Origin of the sequence: Pseudoxanthomonas sp. CF125 (genome assembly GCF_900104085.1) — a bacterium.
In the GTDB taxonomy this organism is placed as follows: domain Bacteria; phylum Pseudomonadota; class Gammaproteobacteria; order Xanthomonadales; family Xanthomonadaceae; genus Pseudoxanthomonas_A.
In genome coordinates this window covers 1,431,543-1,448,160 of sequence record NZ_FNLD01000001.1, presented here as the reverse complement: position 1 = coordinate 1,448,160, position 16,618 = coordinate 1,431,543, and the positions used below count along the sequence as shown (strand labels likewise).

Here is a 16,618-nt window from a genome sequence, read left to right as displayed (position 1 = left end):
AGAATGGGGAATCGGGAATGGCGAATCGGCAAAGCCGGCCGCTGGCTCCTGATTTTTCCATTCCCTATTCCCCATTCCTTATTCCCGGCTCCACCCCATGAAATTTTCCGAAAATTGGCTGCGCAGCCACGTACCCGTCCATGCCTCGCGCGAAGAACTCGCCGCGACGCTGACCGCCATCGGTTTGGAGGTCGAGGAAGTCGTCGCGCTGGGCGAATCACTGGCAGGCGTCGTGGTCGCTCGCATCGTCGAATGCGCCAAGCATCCGGAAGCCGATCGCCTGCAGGTCTGCAAGGTCGATGCTGGGCAGGGCGAACTGCTGCAGATCGTCTGCGGCGCGCCGAATGCGCGTCCGGGACTCGTTGCGCCGCTTGCGACGGTCGGCACTACGGTAGGCGAGATCGTGATCAAGGCGGCCAAGCTGCGCGGCGTGGATTCCAACGGCATGCTGTGCTCGGCCAAAGAGCTGGGCATCGATGCCGATGCGTCCGGCCTGCTGGAATTGCCCGATGACGCGCCGGTCGGCGCGCCCATCGCCGAATACCTCTCGCTGCCCGACGCCAGCATCGAGATCAAGCTCACCCCCAACCGCGCCGATTGCTTCAGCGTACGCGGCATCGCCTTCGACGTGGCCGCGGCCTGCGGCAGCGAAGTGGTGGCCTTCGACGCCACGCCGATGCCTGCGCTCATCGACAGCACGCTTGCCGTCGAGCTGGACGCCGGAGCCAAGGTGCCGCGTTTCGTCGGGCGCGTGATCGAGGGCCTGGACGCTACCGTCGCCACCCCGGTGTGGATGGCCGAACGCTTGCGCCGCAGCGGCGTGCGACCGATCAGCCTGCTGGTCGACGTGACCCAGTACGTGATGCTGGAACTGGGGCAGCCGATGCACGCCTTCGACCGCGACACGCTGGCAGGGCCCATCGTGGTTCGCCATGCCCGCGAGGGCGAAGAAATCAAGTTGCTGGACGGCCGCACCGTATCGCTCGGCGACGATTTCCTGGTCGTCGCCGACAGCAGCGCCGGCGGCAATGGCGGCCGCACCGTCGCGCTGGGCGGCATCATGGGCGGCTACGACACGCGCGTGACCGATGCGACGCGCAATGTCTTCCTGGAAGCCGCGCATTGGATTCCTGCCGCGATCATCGGCCGCGGGCGCAAGCTCGGCTTGCACACCGACGCGGGCCACCGTTTCGAGCGTGGCGTGGACCCCGAACTGCCGCGCCAAGCCGTCGAAGTGGCCACGCGTCTGCTGGTGGAACTGGCCGGTGGTTCGCCGGGTCCGGTGATCGAAGCGGTTCTGCCCGAACACCTTCCCAAGCCAGCCTCCATCGCCTTGCGCCGCGCGCGTATCGCACGCCTGCTGGGTATCGAAATCGCCGATGCGGACGTGGAGCGGATCCTGCGGGCGCTGGGCATGCAATTGACCGCCAACGACGCGGGCTGGGATGTCCTGCCGCCGAGCCGCCGCTTCGACATCGCCATCGAGGAAGACTTGATCGAGGAACTGGCGCGTATCCACGGCTATGAGCGCATTCCGACCACGCTGCCCGGCGGCGCCACCCGCATCGCGGCGCCGACGGAAACGCAGCTGGAGGCTTCCAGCGTGCGCCGCCATCTGGCCGCGCGCGATTACCTGGAGACGGTCAACTACGCCTTCGTGGACGCCGCGCTGCTTGAGCGGTGGAGCGCGACCGAGCGCGCCGTTCCCCTGGCCAATCCGCTCAGCGCCGAGCTCGGCGTGATGCGCACGCGTCTGCTGCCTGGGCTGGTCTCGGCATTGCAGCGCAACGTCGCGAGGCAAGCTGGGCGGGTACGTCTGTTCGAGCTGGGCAACGTGTTCGTCGCCTCCCTGGAAAGCGGCGATGCGGCGCCTATCGAGACGCAGCGCATCGCCGCCGCCATCCATGGGGATGCCGGACCGGAACAATGGGGTGAGAAGGCGCGCAAGGCCGATTTCCACGACCTGAAGGGCGATCTGGACAGTCTGGCCGCCGCCTCCGGAGCGGTGCTGGAATACCGCCCGACGCAGGCCCGCTTCGGCCACCCCGGCCGCTCGGCCGATGTGTTCCGCGACGGCCATCGCATCGGCTGGATCGGGCAGTTGCATCCACGCCTGCAACGCGCGCTGGACCTGGATGGCGAGGTGATCGGGTTCGAGCTGGATATGGCGCCGTTGACCCAGCGCGCATTGCCGAAGGCGGCCGAGCTTTCGCGCTTTCCGTCCGTCCGCCGGGATCTAGCGTTCGTCGTCGCCGACGAAGTGCCGTGGCAGGCCATTTCCGCCACCGTACGCGCCTCGGTAGGCCCGCTGTTGCGGGATCTGGTGCTGTTCGACCGTTATGTCGGCGCAGGGGTCGAATCAGGTCAAAAGAGCTTGGCTATGGGCTTGATTTTGCAGGACAACTCACGCACTCTGACCGACCGCGATGTGGAAGGCGTCGTGTCCGGGGTGGTCGCCGCGATAGAGCGCGATCACGGCGCAAGGATCCGCGGATGACGGGCAAGGGGAGCGATACATGGCACTGACGAAAGCGGAGATGTCCGAACGCCTGTTCGACGAAGTCGGGCTGAACAAGCGCGAGGCGAAGGAATTCGTCGATGCGTATTTCGACGTGCTGCGCGAGGCGCTGGAGCAGGGCCGCCAGGTCAAGCTTTCCGGTTTCGGCAACTTCGATCTGCGCCGCAAGAACCAGCGTCCGGGCCGCAATCCCAAGACCGGCGAGGAAATCCCGATTTCCGCGCGCACCGTGGTGACTTTCCGTCCCGGCCAGAAGCTGAAGGAACGCGTGGAAGCCTACGCCGGAGCCGACCATGCTTGATCCGGGAAGCAACCGCGAGCTACCGCCGATCCCGGCCAAGCGCTATTTCACCATCGGTGAAGTAAGCGAGCTGTGCGACGTAAAACCCCATGTCCTGCGCTACTGGGAAACCGAGTTCCCCAGCCTGGAACCGGTCAAGCGCCGCGGCAACCGCCGCTACTACCAGCGCCACGACGTGCTGATGGTGCGCCAGATCCGCGGTCTGCTGTACGAACAGGGCTACACCATCGGCGGCGCGCGCCTGCGTCTGGAGGGCGAGGGCGCCAAGCAGGAATCGGCGCTCAGCAACCAGATCGTCAAGCAGGTGCGCATGGAGCTGGAAGAAATACTGCAGCTGCTGCGTCGCTGATTTTCCCTTCTCCCCAGAGGGAGAAGGGACAGAGAAATACGGCTATAATTGCCGCCCCGCCGCCAAGGCGGGGGATTCGCATCAGTTCGGGGCGTAGCGCAGCCTGGTAGCGCATCTGCCTGGGGGGCAGAGGGTCGTCGGTTCAAATCCGGCCGTCCCGACCAACGCGAAAGCACCAAAGAAAGACCCGCATCCCATTGCGGGTTTTTTATTGCGCGATACTTTGCCTTATGCATCCGCGCGCGCTCGAACTGATCGGCTCACTGGATTTGTCGCCGCATCCCGAAGGCGGCTACTACAAGCGCGTCTACGAATCCAGCAAACAGGTGCTGGCGAACGGCGTGCTTCGGCCCGCCATCACCTCCATCCATTTCCTGCTCACCAAAGGCGTGGGCAGCCGCTGGCATCGCGTCGATGCGGCGGAGGTATGGGACTGGCAGGAGGGCGATGCGGTGGAGTTGTTGATGTACGACGCCGATGCCCGCGCGCTCAGCCGGGCGCAGCTGGATACTTCCGCGCGCGGCGGGCAATTGCTGCAGGTGGTTCCTGCCGGCATCTGGCAGAGCGCAAAAACCCATGGCGATTATTCGCTGGTGAATTGCTCGGTGTCGCCGGGCTTCGTCTGGAGCGGGCTGGAAATGCTGGATGAGTCGAGCGAACTCGCCCATCAGATCCGTGCAGCAGGCGGGTTGGCTTCGTAGCGTAAGGTTGGCTGAACCAATTCGTGTCGGACCGCCTTCCGGCACTTGAGCGCACTCGACCATTCGCTAGTCTGGCCGCCATCTCCGATGATGAGTACTGCGATGCGTTCGATGCTGTGGTGCCTTCTTTTCGTATCCATGCCGCTGCTCGCGCAGGATGTTCCGTTGGCGAACTCGCAAACTGCGATGGATCCCGAGGTTCGGGACATGGATGCGGTCGTCGTGACCGGCGTACAGCCAGGTCCGGGTATGTGGAAGGTCAGCAAGGGCGATCACGTGCTCTGGATCATGGGCACATTGACGCCGTTGCCCAAAGGCATGACCTGGCTGTCACGCGATGTGGAAGCCGTGCTGGCGCAGGCCGATGAAGTGATCGAACCGCCCAGCGCGAACTTCGATTCGGATGTGGGCATGTTCCGGGGAATGCTGATGATTCCCTCGCTGCTGAAGGCCCGCAAGAACCCCGATGGCAAAACCTTGCGCGAAGTCCTGCCGTCGCCGATCTATGCCAGGTGGTCCCTGCTCAAGGCGAAATATCTGGGCCGCGATGAGGGCGTGGAGAAGTGGCGTCCGGTGTTCGCGTCGCAAGAGCTTTACCAGGCCGCGATCAAGAAATCCGGCCTGACCCAGTCCGGGGTGGTGGGCCCGGTGGTGGAAAAGCTGGCGAAGGCGGGCAAGATCAAGCGCACGCCGGCGGTGGTCAAGGTGACGATAGAAAACCCCAAGCAAGTGATCAAGGAATTCTCGGCGTCGTCGCTGGCCGACATCGATTGCTTCGACAAGACGCTGAAGCGTCTGGAGTCGGACCTGCCGATCATGTCCGCGCGCGCCAATGCGTGGTCCATCGGTGATATCCAGGCGCTGCGTATGCTTCCATATGAGGATCAGAACCGCAGCTGCATGAATGCGTTCCTGGAAACCAGCCTGGCGCAGAAGAGCGGCATGGCCGGTGTGCCGCAACGGGTGGAAGCGATGTGGCTGGCCAAGGCCGAAGCGGCGCTGGCAACCAATAAAGTGACCTTCTCCACCCTGCCGATTGGAACCCTGCTGAGTTCCAATGGCTATCTGTCCAAGCTGCGCGCCAAGGGTTATCTGATCGAAGAACCCTGAGCACATCTACTTTGTAGAGCCGAGCTTGCTCGGCTGCTTTCTGTTCTGCAGGAAAGAGCAGCCGAGCAAGCCCGGCTCTACACAAAAAGGATCAGCCTGCGGCGCTGATCGGCGCGGCGGACAATGCCAGCTGCGGCCAGCGCGCCAGCACCGCTTCGCGGATGCCGTTGGCGTCGATGCCGGCTTCGGCCAGCAGTTGCTCGCGGCTGGCGTGGTGCTGGAACTCATCCGGCAGACCCAGCTGCAAAACCGGAAGCTGCAGATTTTCGGCGTGCAGCAGTTCGGCCACGCCGGAACCGGCGCCGCCCATCACCACGTTGTCCTCGACGGTAACGAAACCTTCGTGGGTCGAGGCCAGTTCGAGGATCAATGCGCGGTCCAGCGGTTTGACGAAGCGCATGTTGACCACGGTAAGACCCAGCTCCCTGCCGACCTGTTCGGCCGCCGGCACCGTGGCCCCGAATGCCAACAGAGCGATGCGCGAACCATGTGCGCGCACTTCCGCCTTGCCGATCGGCAAGGTCTCCAGGCCCGCATCGATGGCCACGCCCGGGCCGGTGCCGCGCGGGTAACGTACTGCCGCCGGTCCCTGGTACTGGAAGCCGGTGCTCAGCATCCTGCGGCACTCGTCCTCGTCGGCCGGCGCCATCACCACCATGTGCGGCACGCAGCGCAGGTAGCTCAAATCCAGATTGCCGGCGTGGGTGGCGCCGTCCGGGCCGACCACGCCGCCGCGGTCGATGGCGAACAGCACATCCAGTTTCTGGATGGCCACGTCGTGCACCAGCTGGTCGTAGCCGCGCTGCAGGAAAGTGGAATAGATGGCGACCACCGGCTTGGCGCCTTCGCAGGCCATGCCTGCCGCCAGCGTCACCGCGTGCTGTTCGGCGATGGCCACGTCGAAATAGCGCTGCGGATATTCCTTGCTGAAACGCACCAGGCCCGAGCCTTCGCGCATCGCCGGCGTGATGGCCAGCAGCGTGGGATCGGCCGCGGCCATGTCGCACAGCCAGTCGCCGAAAATGTCCGTGTAGGTCGGCTTCTTCGCGCCGCCCTTGCTGATCAAGCCCTTCTCGGGATCGAACGGACCGACCGCGTGATAGCCGATCTGATCGCCTTCGGCCAGTTCGTAGCCTTTGCCCTTGGTGGTGATGATGTGCAGCAGCTGCGGACCTTTTAGTGTCTGTAGCGTCTTCAGCGCGCTGACCAGCGCGGGTACGTTATGGCCGTCGATGGGGCCGGTGTAGTGGAAGCCCATTTCCTCGAACAGCGTGGACGGCACGAACATGCCCTTCCAGTGCTCTTCCCACCGGCGCATGAAGCGCGCCGGCGGCTTGCGCTTGTCGCCCAGCAGTTTCTTGCCGCCTTCGCGCAGCGCGTTGAGGGTGCGGCTGCTGCTGATGCGGCCGAGCATCTTGGTCAGGCCGCCGACGTTTTCCGAAATCGACATCTGGTTGTCGTTGAGCACCACCAGCAGGTTCGGTTCCGGATCTTCCATGCCGCCCGCGTGGTTCAGCGCCTCGAAGGCCATGCCGGCGGTCATCGCGCCGTCGCCGATCACCGCCACCACCCTGCGTTCGTTGCCGGCCTGCGCATTGGCGATGGCCATGCCCAACGCGGCGGAGATCGAAGTGGAGGAGTGACCGACGCCGAAGGTGTCGTACTCGCTCTCTTCGCGCTTGGGGAAAGGGGCCACGCCATCAGCCTGCTTAACCGTGTGGATGCGGTCGCGGCGTCCGGTCAGGATCTTGTGCGGGTAGGTCTGGTGGCCGACATCCCACACCAGCCGGTCGTCCGGCGTGTTGTAGAGGTAGTGCAGGGCGACCGTGAGTTCGATCACGCCCAGGCCGGCGCCGAAATGGCCGCCGCTCTTGCCCACCGATTCGATCAGATAGGCGCGCAGTTCGTCGGCGATGGCGGTCAGTTCGGATTCGTCGAACTGGCGCAAATCGGCGGGGAGGTCGATGCGGGAAAGACGGGGGTAGCGGGTGGGGTCGATCATTCGCCGCATTTTCCTCCCCATCCGGGGGAGGGGCAAGCAAATGCCTGAACACCTCGCCCATCGGTGCCCGCAGGGTGTGCAACGCTGAGAGGTGCATAGCGCCGAGTAAGGGGCGCGAAGTCCGGATGCCTGATACGCCTTAACCTTCGTTGCCCCTCGCCCCAACCCCTCTCCCGGCGGGAGAGGGACTCAAGGTCAGGCCGAGAGCTTGGAACGCTTGGGCAGTTGCGCCTTCAGGAAGGCCATCTGGTCGGCCAGGATGTTGCGGTTGGAAAGGATCAGGTGCTCGATCCAGCTGGGGCGGTACGGAACCGCCAGCAACGGCATATTGGCCTGTTGCGGGGTGCGGTTGGCCTTGCGGGAATTGCAGTGGAAACAGGCGGTGACCACGTTTTCCCAAATATCACGCCCGCCTTTGGACAACGGCAGCACGTGGTCGCGGGTCAGGCTGGGGCGCGAGTATTCGTGGCCGCAATACAGGCAAAGCTGGGCGTCGCGGGCGAACAGGGCGGTGTTGGTCAGGGTAGGCGTGGGCGACAGCGCATGCGAGCGCGCATGGCCGCGCGAGGCGACGATGGGGTGCAGCTCGATGATGCTCTGTTCGCCGGTCATGCGGCTGGTGCCGCCATGCACGCGCAGGCAGGGGTCACCCAGGGTCCAGGCGACGGCGTCGCGTGCGTACAGGCAGGTGGCGTCCTGCCAGTTGATCCAGTCCAGCACGCGGCCATGCGCATCCAGCGACAGCAGGCGCACGGTACTGGAGCGGGAGGCGGGGTGCAGCGCGGAAAGGACCGGGATCTCGGAGGATCTGGCGCCGATACGGTGAAGCTGAGCTGGGTCTGCTTCCATCGGGGAAACAGGTTATACCTAAATGTTGATGATTTGTGTACAGCCCAGTCTCGGTTCTGTAGGAGCGGGCCCTGCCCGCGACGCTTTTCCCGGCCGGAAAGCGTCGCGGGCAGGGCCCGCTCCTACAAGGGGCTATGCGCCGAAGCGTTCGGCGTCCATGGCCATCAGCGGCGCGGCGCCGGATTCGATGGCAGCGGCATGGGTCAGGGTGCGCGGCAGGATGCGGGCGAAGTAGAAACGGGCGGTCTCGCGCTTGGATTGCTTGAACGCATCGCTATGCGTCGAAGCCTCCGCTGCGGCCACGCTGCGCGTCCACCAATAGGCCAGCGCGACGTAGCCGGAATAGAACAGGTAGTCGGTGCTGGCCGCGCCGATCTCTTCCGGGTCCGCCGATGCGCGCTGCAGGATGCCTTGCGTCAGAGCAGCCCACTCCGTGGCTTTCTGGCGCAGAGGCGCGATGAATTCGGCCAGCGACGCATCGCCTTCGTGCTGCTTGGCGAACGCCTCTATCTGCGCGAGGAACAGCTTGAGGCCGGCGGCCTTGGTCGAAGCGGTCTTGCGCCCCATCAGGTCCAGCGCCTGGATGCCGGTAGTGCCCTCGTAGAGCGTGGTGATGCGCGCGTCGCGCGCCAGCTGCTCCATGCCGTGTTCATGGATGTAGCCGTGCCCGCCGAAGCATTGCAGGGCGTGGTAGGTGTTCTCGATGGCCCATTCGGTCTGGCAGGCCTTGGAGATCGGGGTCAGGAAGCTGACCAGCACATCGGCCTGTTCGCGCTCGGCTGCGTCTTGCGCGTGATGGGCGACGTCGATCAAGGTGCCCGCGTGCAGGGCGAGCAGGCGGCTGCCTTCGACCAGCGATTTCACGGTCAGCAGCATGCGCCGCACATCGGGATGCACGATGATCGGATCGGCGGGTTTGTCCGGAAATTTCGGGCCGCTCAGCGAGCGCGTCTGCAAGCGGTCCAGGGAATAGCGCAGTGCGTTCTGGTAAGCGCGTTCGGACAGGCCGATGCCTTGCAGGCCCACGCCCAGGCGTGCGGTGTTCATCATCGTAAACATCGCCAGCAGGCCTTTGTGCGGCTGGCCCACCAGATAGCCTTCGGCGCCGTCGAAATTCATCACGCAGGTGACCGAGCCCTTGATGCCCATCTTGTGTTCGATGGAGCCGCAGCGCAGTGCATTGCGCTCGCCCATGCTGCCGTCGCGCGCGACCTTGAACTTGGGCACGACGAACAGCGAAATGCCTTTGGCGCCGGGCGGGGCGTCCGGCAGTTTCGCCAGCACCAGGTGCACGATGTTCTCGGTCAGGTCGTGTTCGCCGGCAGTGATGAAAATCTTGGTGCCGCTGATGGCGTAGCTGCCGTCGGTGTTGGGCTCGGCACGGGTCTTCAGCAGGCCCAGGTCGGTGCCGCAATGCGGTTCGGTGAGGCACATGGTGCCGGTCCAGCGGCCGTCGACGATGGGTTTGAGGAAGGCTTCACGCTGCCAGTCTTCGCCGTGCTGTTTCAATGCCTCCACTGCGCCGTGCGACAGCAGCGGGAAATTGCCCCATGCCAGGTTGGCGGCGTTGATCATTTCGTTGAGCGGTACGCCCATGACATGCGGCAAGCCTTGGCCGCCATGTTCCGGCGCCGCGGTCAGGCCGGTCCAGCCGCCTTCGATGAACTGGCTGTACGCCTGCTGGAAGCCGGGTGGGGTGGTCACATCGCCGGTGGCCTTGTCGAAGCTGCAGCCGATCTCATCGCCCACGCTGTTGAGCGGGGCCAGCACGGTTTCGGTGAAGCGCGCGGCTTCGTCCAGCACGGCATCCAGGACGTCGCGCGTGGCATCGCCATAGCCCAATTTCGCGAACAGCGCCTCCGCGCCCAGCACGTCGTAGAGGGCGAAACGGATATCGGTCAGCGGGGCTTTGTAGGTGCTCATAGGCTCGGGAATGGGGAATGGGTTGTCGGGAATCGGGAATGGGTTGTCGGGAATCGGGAGTCGGGAGTCGGGAGTCGGGAGTCGGGAGTCGGGAGTCAAGCATTCCGCTTTCGCCTCCCCCTTTGAAAAAGGGGGATTGAGGGGGATTTGTTTTTGCTTTTGCTGTTGCTCGTCTTAAAGCAAGAAGATCAAGAGCAAATCCCCCGTAGCCCCCTTTTCCAAAGGGGGCAAAGCAAATCCTTCCCGATTCCCGATTCCCGATTCCACAAGTCAGCGCAACACGCCGTCCAGGCCCGGCACCGGATTGAGCGTATTGCGCGAATCGATGTCGAAGGAGCGGGACTTTTTCTCGTCCGGCACTGCCTGCAGCTTGCCTTTCAGGGTGTAGCCCAGCGAATGCCGGCCGGCCAGGGCATCGGCCACCGCCATGCGCGCTTCCGCGGTCGGCTTGAAGGGTAGGGTGACCACGTCGGCCGATTCGGGTCCGATGGAAATGCCCGGCGTGGCCCGCAAACTGCCGGCGCTCTGGTCGCCGACGGTGATGGCAAGATCGGCGCTGTCGAAGCGCATGGGGATGCTGCTGTAGTTCTGCAGACGCAGATCAAGCGACCAGCTGCCGTCGGCATTGACGGTCAGCTGCTGGATGCTGGCGGCCGGCTCTGAAACGCGCCGCACCAGACCGCCGCCGCACGCGGCCAGGAAAACCGAAATCGACAGCAGACAAACCCAACGCGCGACAGCCTTCATGCCCATCCTCCGATCAGCGATGGGCAAGGATACTACGGCGTATGGGGTGAACCTCTACCGCAATGGCGCGGCCATGATCAGCGGGCCCAGGTCGTAGCCCATGGCAGCGGCGCGGGCCTTGATCTGTTCGAACAGATCGCGGTCCATGGCCGGCTCCCGCGACAATATCCACAGATAGTCGCGGTCCGGCTCGCCCACCACGGCCCAGGTATAGCCGGGGTCCAGGTCTATGACCCAGTAATCGGCCCAGACGAAAGGCAGCCAGGACAACCAGTTGGGAGCGAAGCGCACCTCCAGCCGTCCAGGGTGGCCTTCCACCAACCGCGCCAGGCCTTCGGCGACGCTCGTTTCCCCATCGGCGTTGCGGCAGGCGTTACGGACGCCGATCAGCTCGTCTTCGCGCAGGGTATAGGCGGCGGTGATGTCCCCTGTGCACTTGTCCTGGAAGGACATCGGCAAGTGGGCGATTTCATACCACTGGCCCGCATAGCGCGAGATATCCAGTGCAGGCACCGAGGTGACGGGGTTGGCGGCCTGGGCGCCGGGGGCGACGCAGGCCAGCAGCAACAGCACGGCGGTCAGGCTACGCATGCGACAGGCTCCGCAATCGGAAGCACAGCTTAAGTTGCCCGCAACACGCGATGTGTAAAGTTGTTGTTGGCCGGATCCGCGACTTCCGGGATAGCTCAAGCGGTTGATTGGGATCGTTTTTTCGTAAGGTTGCGTCGTCACGCCTTGCCCGGGGGTCTATCCGGCGGCTTAGCCGTAGGTGCTGACCCGCTCGGGTGGCTTCCCTTCGCTCTCCACTTCCACGCCGGTGGGCCTGTTGGAGAAGGTATGCCGGGCCTCGGCGATGGTGTTGGCGACCGCCAGGGCGGCCGACTTTTCGGGGAACCAGAAGACGGGCTTGCCGTCGTCCATCAGTTTCCAGCCTTCATAGGAAGGGCGGAGCATCAGCAGGGAACGGGTCATGGCCAGGTATCCGGTCGGTTCCAGCAAAGCATGGCGGCTTCGGCTGCGGGTTGAACGCGGCACTCTGTTCCTTGTGCGTAACGGCGATTCCATCGCCGGCACAGAATGCCCATGCCGCAAACGTACCGCAGTCGGGCGAGGGCGCGGCATTGGGTAGGAAAAGTCTGACTGCGCGCGAAAATCCCCCTGGCGATAGCTCGGGATCGACCGACAGCGCAACGCGTCTAGATATCGCTGGCCAGCTGCGACGGACGCGCTTTGCGCACCGTTGATGAACGAACCCGCGCCGCCCGTTTTTTCGCCCAGATGAGTACGCCGGTCAGCGACAGCATGGCCACCAGAAGACCCATCAGCGAAACCAATATCCGGCCAGGTATTCCAATGATCCGGCCCGAATGCAGCGGGAACTGCGCCTGCATGAAGATGTCGCCGGCCGAACCGGTGCCCGGTACCTCCGCGCCTGCCGGTTGCCCGGTGTTCGCGTCGAAGTAGAGCCAGGGATTACCGAGTCCGCCATCGCCATGATCCTGCCCCGGCGCGAAGAAGCCGACGCCGTACACGCCGTACATGGACGAATAGAACACCGCACCGGCCGGCGCCTGCCAGCCGCGCATGCGGCCGGCGGCGATGCCAAGTTCTACGCTGCGCTCGCGGGTGATGGAGGGCTCTATCGGTTTCTCCAGCGGGGCGGGAGCGCGCGTATCGAAAGGCGAGGGCGTCAACGTCGAGAACATCGACACCAGCGGCCGCATCACCTGCTGCCCCAGGTTCATCGACACAGAGGTGATCGCCAGCGTCAGCAACAACAGCCATACCCATACGCCGCCGGAGCGATGCAGATCGAAGTTGAGTTTGTAGCCGCGCTCGCGCCAGCGGAAGGCGAACGATTTGCGCCAGGCGCGCAGGTTGGGGAACGAAAGCCACAGCGCGATGCCGCTGTCGATTGCCCAGACGATGCCGACGATGCCCATGAACAGCACGCCGATCTCCATGCCCCAGCCGTCGGGGATATGCATGCTGTAGTGCAGTTTGTACAGGAACGGCAGCAGGTTTTCGCGCGACAGGGACACCGCTCCCCACATGCGCTTGCCCTGGATCTTGCCGCTTGCCGGATCGAGTGCGACCTCGTTGTAGTCGACGTCGTACAACTGGCCGCTGGCGGGGTCGACGCGCGGTTCGACGGACAGGTTGAGCGCATGTCCGGGTTCCACCGCCAAAGGCGCATAGGTCACGCGTATGCGCGGATCGGCCGCTTCCACCTGCGCCGCCAAGGCGAGCGTGGATTGCGGCTGGCCCGTGCTGGAGGCGTGATAGAACTGGGGATTGAGCCACTCGTCCAACTCGTGGTCCCAGGAGATGACCGCACCGGTCAATCCCGATACGAACAGGAAGACGGCGATGAACAGGCCGAACCAGCGATGCAGTAGGACGAAGGACTGGCGCATCCGTTTTCCTCAGCCTTGCGACACGAACGGCACGCGGTTCACCAGCGGTATCCGATCGTCATGATCGCCTTGCGCTTGGTGCCGAACCAGCAATCGCCGCGATCCAGGCAGGTGGCGATATAGGTTTTGTCGGTCGCATTGGCGACGTTCAACGCCAGTCGCCACGGGCCGGTTTCGTAGGAGAGCATAAGATCCAGCAGCGTGCTCGAAGGGGTGGTGGTCACGTCGATGCCATCGCTGGTCTTGCCCACGTAGCGCACGCCGGCGCCGGCCTTCAGTCCTTGCAGGCCGTAGCCGTCGAACTTGTGTAGCGCCCACACTGCGGCCGAGTGCTTCGGGATGCCGCTCAACTGCTTGTCCAGATAGGCGAGAGAATCCTCCCCGACACTGGTCTGGCGCGCGTCCATGTAGGTGTAGTTGGCGATCAAATCCCAGGCGGTCAGGTTGGCCGCTACTTCCAGTTCAACTCCTTTCACGGTGACTTCGCCGCGCTGGACGGATTCGTTAGCGTGTGCGGGATCGGCGCTGAGTCGGTTCTTTTCTTTCAACTGATAGATCGCGGCGGCGGCGGTGATGCGACCGTCCTCCGGCGACCACTTCACGCCGGCCTCGGCCTGTTTGCCGCGTTTCGGCTTGAACGCGTTGCCGGAGAAGTCGGTGCCGGCCACAGGCTCGAACGATTCGGAATAGCTCACGTAAGGCGACCAGCCGCCGTCGGCAAGGTAGACCAGGCCCAGGTTTTTGCTGGTCGCCGAATCTTCGGTACGCGAAGGAGTTTGCTCGCCTTCGTAAGTGACCAGGGTATCGGTCTTGGCCCGGTCATGGCGCAATCCGGCCACCAGTACCCAGCGATCGTCGAACTTGATCTGATCCTGGACTAGAAAGCCGACGTTGCGGACCCGCGTCAAAGTGTCGGTGGCCGGCGTGTCGGTGTATGCAGGCAGCGGGAAGGTACCGTAGACCGGGTTGTAAACATCCAAGGGCGTGGCGTAGTAGTCGCCCCAGGAAACCTGGCGCATGCGCGAGTTCATGGCATCCACGCCGAACAGCAAAGTGTGCTGGGTGCGGCCGAACGCCAGTTTTCCTTCGAACAGCAGATCCGCGTTGTTGATGCGTGCGGTGTCGTCGGTGAAATACCACAGGCGATTCAGGTAAGTGCCATCCGGATCCGGTGCGCCGGTGGTATCGACGAAGCCTTCCCACCAGGCCGCGTACATGGTGCGCATCTTGCCGTCGATGTCGTCGTGGCGCAGATGATGGCGCAGAGTCCAGTTGTCGCCCAGCTTCTGCTCGAACTCGTAGCCGGCGCGCTTGCGGGTGCCGCCGTAGTAATCCCAGTCGGGCTCGCTGATGAAAGTGTCGTACGGGATCTTGCCGTTAGGCGCCGACGTGAGCGTGCCTGCGATGGGAAAGAAGGCGTTGGTGTTGCCGGTCTCGTCCTTCTGGTATTCGGCATAGGCCGTGAGTGTGGTGTCGGCGTTGGGTTTCCAGGTCAGCGACGGGGCGATGAAGGTGCGCTTGTCGTCGGCGTGGTCGACCTGGGTGCCGCTGTCTTTGCCCAGCGCGACCAGACGGTACAGCAGCGTGCCGTCGTTGTTCAAAGGACCGGTGAGATCCAGGGCGATCTGCTTGTGGCTGTCGTTGCCCACCTGCACGCTGATCTCGCGCTGCGCCGTTTCCTGCGGCCGTTTGGACACCAGATTGACCACGCCGCCGGGGCCGTTCTGCCCCGCGATCACCGAGGCTGGGCCGCGCAGCACTTCGATGCGCTCGAAGGCGTAGGGTTCGTTGCGCACCACGCCGTACCAGCCGGTGAGCGGCACGCGCAGGCCGTCGAGCAGTACCGAGCCTTCGCTGCCGCCGCGCAGGGTGAACCAGTCGCCGCGGTTGTCCAGCCCATACATCTCCGAACGCACGCCGGCGGTGTAGCGCAGCACTTCCTGCATGGTCTGCGCGTTCTGGTCGCGGATCTGCTCCTTGCTGATGACCGTGATCGATTGCGGGATTTCGTTGAGCGGCGCATCCGTCTTCATGACGCCGCTGTGCCCGGCGACATAGCCCTCATTCGCTTCTCCCTGGACTTCCACGGCGTCCAAGGTCTTGGCGTCGGCGGTTCCTGGCATGTCCTGGGCAAGGACGGTTGTCGGTGCGAATAAGGCAACCGCCATGCACCGAGACAACAAAGCTCGCCGCAAGGCGGCAACGGGGTAGGAAGGCGATGGAAGGGTCTGGATGGGAGCGGGCCGCATGGATATTCCGGAGAGGAGGATTAAGATAATGAGAATCATTATCTATTGAGAACGAATCGTATTTCAACCGCTGCGCATCCAGCCGTTCTGTATGGATTGAAGGAGTTGGTCCCGGATGGCGTACGCGCATGACGGCAAGGCCATGCGTGGTCCGAGCTATTGGAGATGTGGTTCGCAGCCCAAATACCGCCTGGTATGCGTCGGACACAGCCTGCCGGAGCCCAAAAACAAAGAAGGGCTCCCATCGCTGGAAACCCTTCGATAACTATCAATTTTGGTCCACCAAAATGGTGGCCGGGGAGGGAATCGAACCCCCGACACAGGGATTTTCAATCCCTTGCTCTACCGACTGAGCTACCCGGCCGCTGCACCCGCGGCCAAGCCGAAGTGAGGGGCGGCATGATACGGGGACGGGGCCCGCGCGGCAAGCCGCCTGTGCGCTGAACATGCGATGGAGTGGTGGGTTTTGCTTCAACCGGGTGAGCGCATTATTGATGCAAATTCCCTCCACAACGCGGAGCAAAGCATGAAAAGCACGCTCTTATTGCTGGCCCTGACGCTGTCGCTCGGGGCTTGCAGCACGACCCGGATGACCGACGCCGAAACCCTGGCCCTGTACCAGACCCATGCCGGCGAACCGGTCAAGAACTTCCAATACCTGGGCCATCTCAGCGGCTGGACCCCGCTGGGCGACACCGCGCTGGCGGTCTGGACCAAACCGACCCAGGCCTATCTGCTGGAACTCTACGGCCCTTGCAACGACCTGGAATTCGCCCCGGCGATCAGCCTGAGCAGCATCGCCAACAGCGTCTCGGCGCGGTTCGACAATGTCTACGTGCACGGAGGCGGTGCGCCCAGCATGCGGCTTCCCTGCAGAATCGAAACCATTCGTCCGCTGGATGTGAAAGCGCTCAGACAGGCGCAGAAGGATCTGCGCGAGGCCCAGCTGGTGGAGCGGGAAGCAGCGAGCAGTTGATTCAAGCCCCTCTCCCATCGGCGCCCGCAGGGTGTGCAAGGCTGAGAGGGGTTGGGGTGAGGGTACGGCGGAGTCCAGTAAGTCTGTACTACATGGACTCCGCCGTACCCTCACACCCCAAGAGTGCTTGCTACGCGGCGTCCGCCCTACGGGCACCCTGTATCAAGTACGGGGCAGGCTCTTCTCCCGGCGGGAGAAGGGTTCTATTCCTCCGGCACATACCCCGCAGGCTTTTCCGCATCACCCGAAAACAGGAATTTCTCCAACTCCGCCTCCAGGAACGCGCGGTGCTTGGGATCGCGCGGCGATAGGCGGTTCTCATTGATCAGCATGGTCTGGTGCGCCAGCCCTGCTGCCCAGGCAGACTTGCCGATGTGCGCATAGATGCGCTGGCCCAGTTCGCCGGGATAGGGAACGAAATCCAGGCCCTCGGCCTCGCGTTTTTCGTATTCGCAGAAAATGGTTCTGGGCATCGC

The 16,618-nt window shown here is 63.8% G+C and carries 15 protein-coding genes and 2 tRNA genes; 7 read left to right on the top strand and 10 right to left on the bottom strand.

Annotated elements, in window-relative coordinates; all coding sequences use genetic code 11:
- Positions 1 to 97 precede the first annotated feature (97 nt).
- From pheT to BLR66_RS06485, 6 genes are all read left to right on the top strand, one after another.
- Positions 98 to 2,497 (top strand): phenylalanine--tRNA ligase subunit beta, encoded by a 2,400-nt coding sequence (gene pheT, locus BLR66_RS06510; RefSeq protein ID WP_093281679.1) that lies wholly within the window; start codon positions 98 to 100, stop codon positions 2,495 to 2,497.
- Between the two features lie 19 nt (positions 2,498 to 2,516).
- Positions 2,517 to 2,819: an integration host factor subunit alpha gene (locus BLR66_RS06505; RefSeq protein WP_093281676.1), complete on the top strand. Its 303-nt coding sequence runs from the start codon at positions 2,517 to 2,519 to the stop codon at positions 2,817 to 2,819.
- Positions 2,812 to 3,168, top strand: a complete 357-nt coding sequence (locus BLR66_RS06500) for a MerR family transcriptional regulator (RefSeq protein WP_093281672.1) — start codon at positions 2,812 to 2,814, stop codon at positions 3,166 to 3,168. The genes BLR66_RS06505 and BLR66_RS06500 overlap by 8 nt, the downstream gene beginning before the upstream one ends.
- Positions 3,169 to 3,255: 87 nt before the next feature.
- Positions 3,256 to 3,332: transfer RNA gene (locus BLR66_RS06495), tRNA-Pro, on the top strand.
- A 66-nt stretch (positions 3,333 to 3,398) separates the two neighbouring features.
- A complete protein-coding gene (locus BLR66_RS06490) occupies positions 3,399 to 3,869 on the top strand; it encodes a cupin domain-containing protein (RefSeq protein ID WP_093281666.1) in 471 nt (156 codons plus the stop codon).
- 207 nt (positions 3,870 to 4,076) lie between these two features.
- Complete coding sequence (locus BLR66_RS06485; protein WP_176943781.1) at positions 4,077 to 4,979, top strand: TraB/GumN family protein; 903 nt, start codon at positions 4,077 to 4,079, stop codon at positions 4,977 to 4,979.
- Between the two features lie 91 nt (positions 4,980 to 5,070).
- Here BLR66_RS06485 and dxs read toward each other — a convergent pair whose 3' ends face one another.
- The 9 genes from dxs to BLR66_RS06440 all read right to left on the bottom strand — a co-directional run bounded on the left by dxs (position 5,071) and on the right by BLR66_RS06440 (position 15,530).
- Positions 5,071 to 6,981: a 1-deoxy-D-xylulose-5-phosphate synthase gene (dxs, locus tag BLR66_RS06480; RefSeq protein ID WP_093281650.1), complete on the bottom strand. Its 1,911-nt coding sequence runs from the start codon at positions 6,979 to 6,981 to the stop codon at positions 5,071 to 5,073.
- 195 nt (positions 6,982 to 7,176) lie between these two features.
- Positions 7,177 to 7,830, bottom strand: coding sequence for an HNH endonuclease (locus tag BLR66_RS06475; RefSeq protein WP_093281645.1), 654 nt, complete (start codon positions 7,828 to 7,830; stop codon positions 7,177 to 7,179).
- 132 nt (positions 7,831 to 7,962) lie between these two features.
- On the bottom strand, positions 7,963 to 9,753 hold the full coding sequence (locus BLR66_RS06470; protein ID WP_093281640.1) for an acyl-CoA dehydrogenase C-terminal domain-containing protein: 1,791 nt from the start codon (positions 9,751 to 9,753) through the stop codon (positions 7,963 to 7,965).
- Between the two features lie 270 nt (positions 9,754 to 10,023).
- Positions 10,024 to 10,500, bottom strand: coding sequence for an LEA/WHy family protein (locus BLR66_RS06465; RefSeq protein WP_093281636.1), 477 nt, complete (start codon positions 10,498 to 10,500; stop codon positions 10,024 to 10,026).
- A 54-nt stretch (positions 10,501 to 10,554) separates the two neighbouring features.
- Positions 10,555 to 11,091, bottom strand: a complete 537-nt coding sequence (locus BLR66_RS06460; protein ID WP_093281632.1) for a lipocalin family protein — start codon at positions 11,089 to 11,091, stop codon at positions 10,555 to 10,557.
- A gap of 168 nt (positions 11,092 to 11,259) precedes the next feature.
- Positions 11,260 to 11,472 carry a hypothetical protein gene (locus tag BLR66_RS06455; RefSeq protein WP_143014570.1) on the bottom strand — a complete coding sequence of 71 codons (213 nt, stop codon included), beginning with the start codon at positions 11,470 to 11,472 and terminating at the stop codon, positions 11,260 to 11,262.
- A 224-nt stretch (positions 11,473 to 11,696) separates the two neighbouring features.
- Positions 11,697 to 12,917 carry a PepSY-associated TM helix domain-containing protein gene (locus BLR66_RS06450; RefSeq protein WP_093281622.1) on the bottom strand — a complete coding sequence of 407 codons (1,221 nt, stop codon included), beginning with the start codon at positions 12,915 to 12,917 and terminating at the stop codon, positions 11,697 to 11,699.
- 38 nt (positions 12,918 to 12,955) lie between these two features.
- Positions 12,956 to 15,040, bottom strand: a complete 2,085-nt coding sequence (locus tag BLR66_RS06445; RefSeq protein WP_218119600.1) for a TonB-dependent siderophore receptor — start codon at positions 15,038 to 15,040, stop codon at positions 12,956 to 12,958.
- A gap of 414 nt (positions 15,041 to 15,454) precedes the next feature.
- Positions 15,455 to 15,530 (bottom strand) — tRNA-Phe (locus tag BLR66_RS06440).
- A gap of 162 nt (positions 15,531 to 15,692) precedes the next feature.
- On the opposite strand from BLR66_RS06440, the gene BLR66_RS06435 reads away from it, so the two are divergent.
- Entirely contained in the window at positions 15,693 to 16,142 is a 450-nt protein-coding gene (locus BLR66_RS06435) for a DUF6491 family protein (RefSeq protein ID WP_093281610.1), read from the top strand.
- Positions 16,143 to 16,345: 203 nt separating this feature from the next.
- On the opposite strand, the gene BLR66_RS06430 is transcribed toward BLR66_RS06435, so the two are convergent.
- Positions 16,346 to 16,615, bottom strand: a complete 270-nt coding sequence (locus BLR66_RS06430; RefSeq protein WP_093281606.1) for an oxidative damage protection protein — start codon at positions 16,613 to 16,615, stop codon at positions 16,346 to 16,348.
- Positions 16,616 to 16,618: the final 3 nt, after the last annotated feature.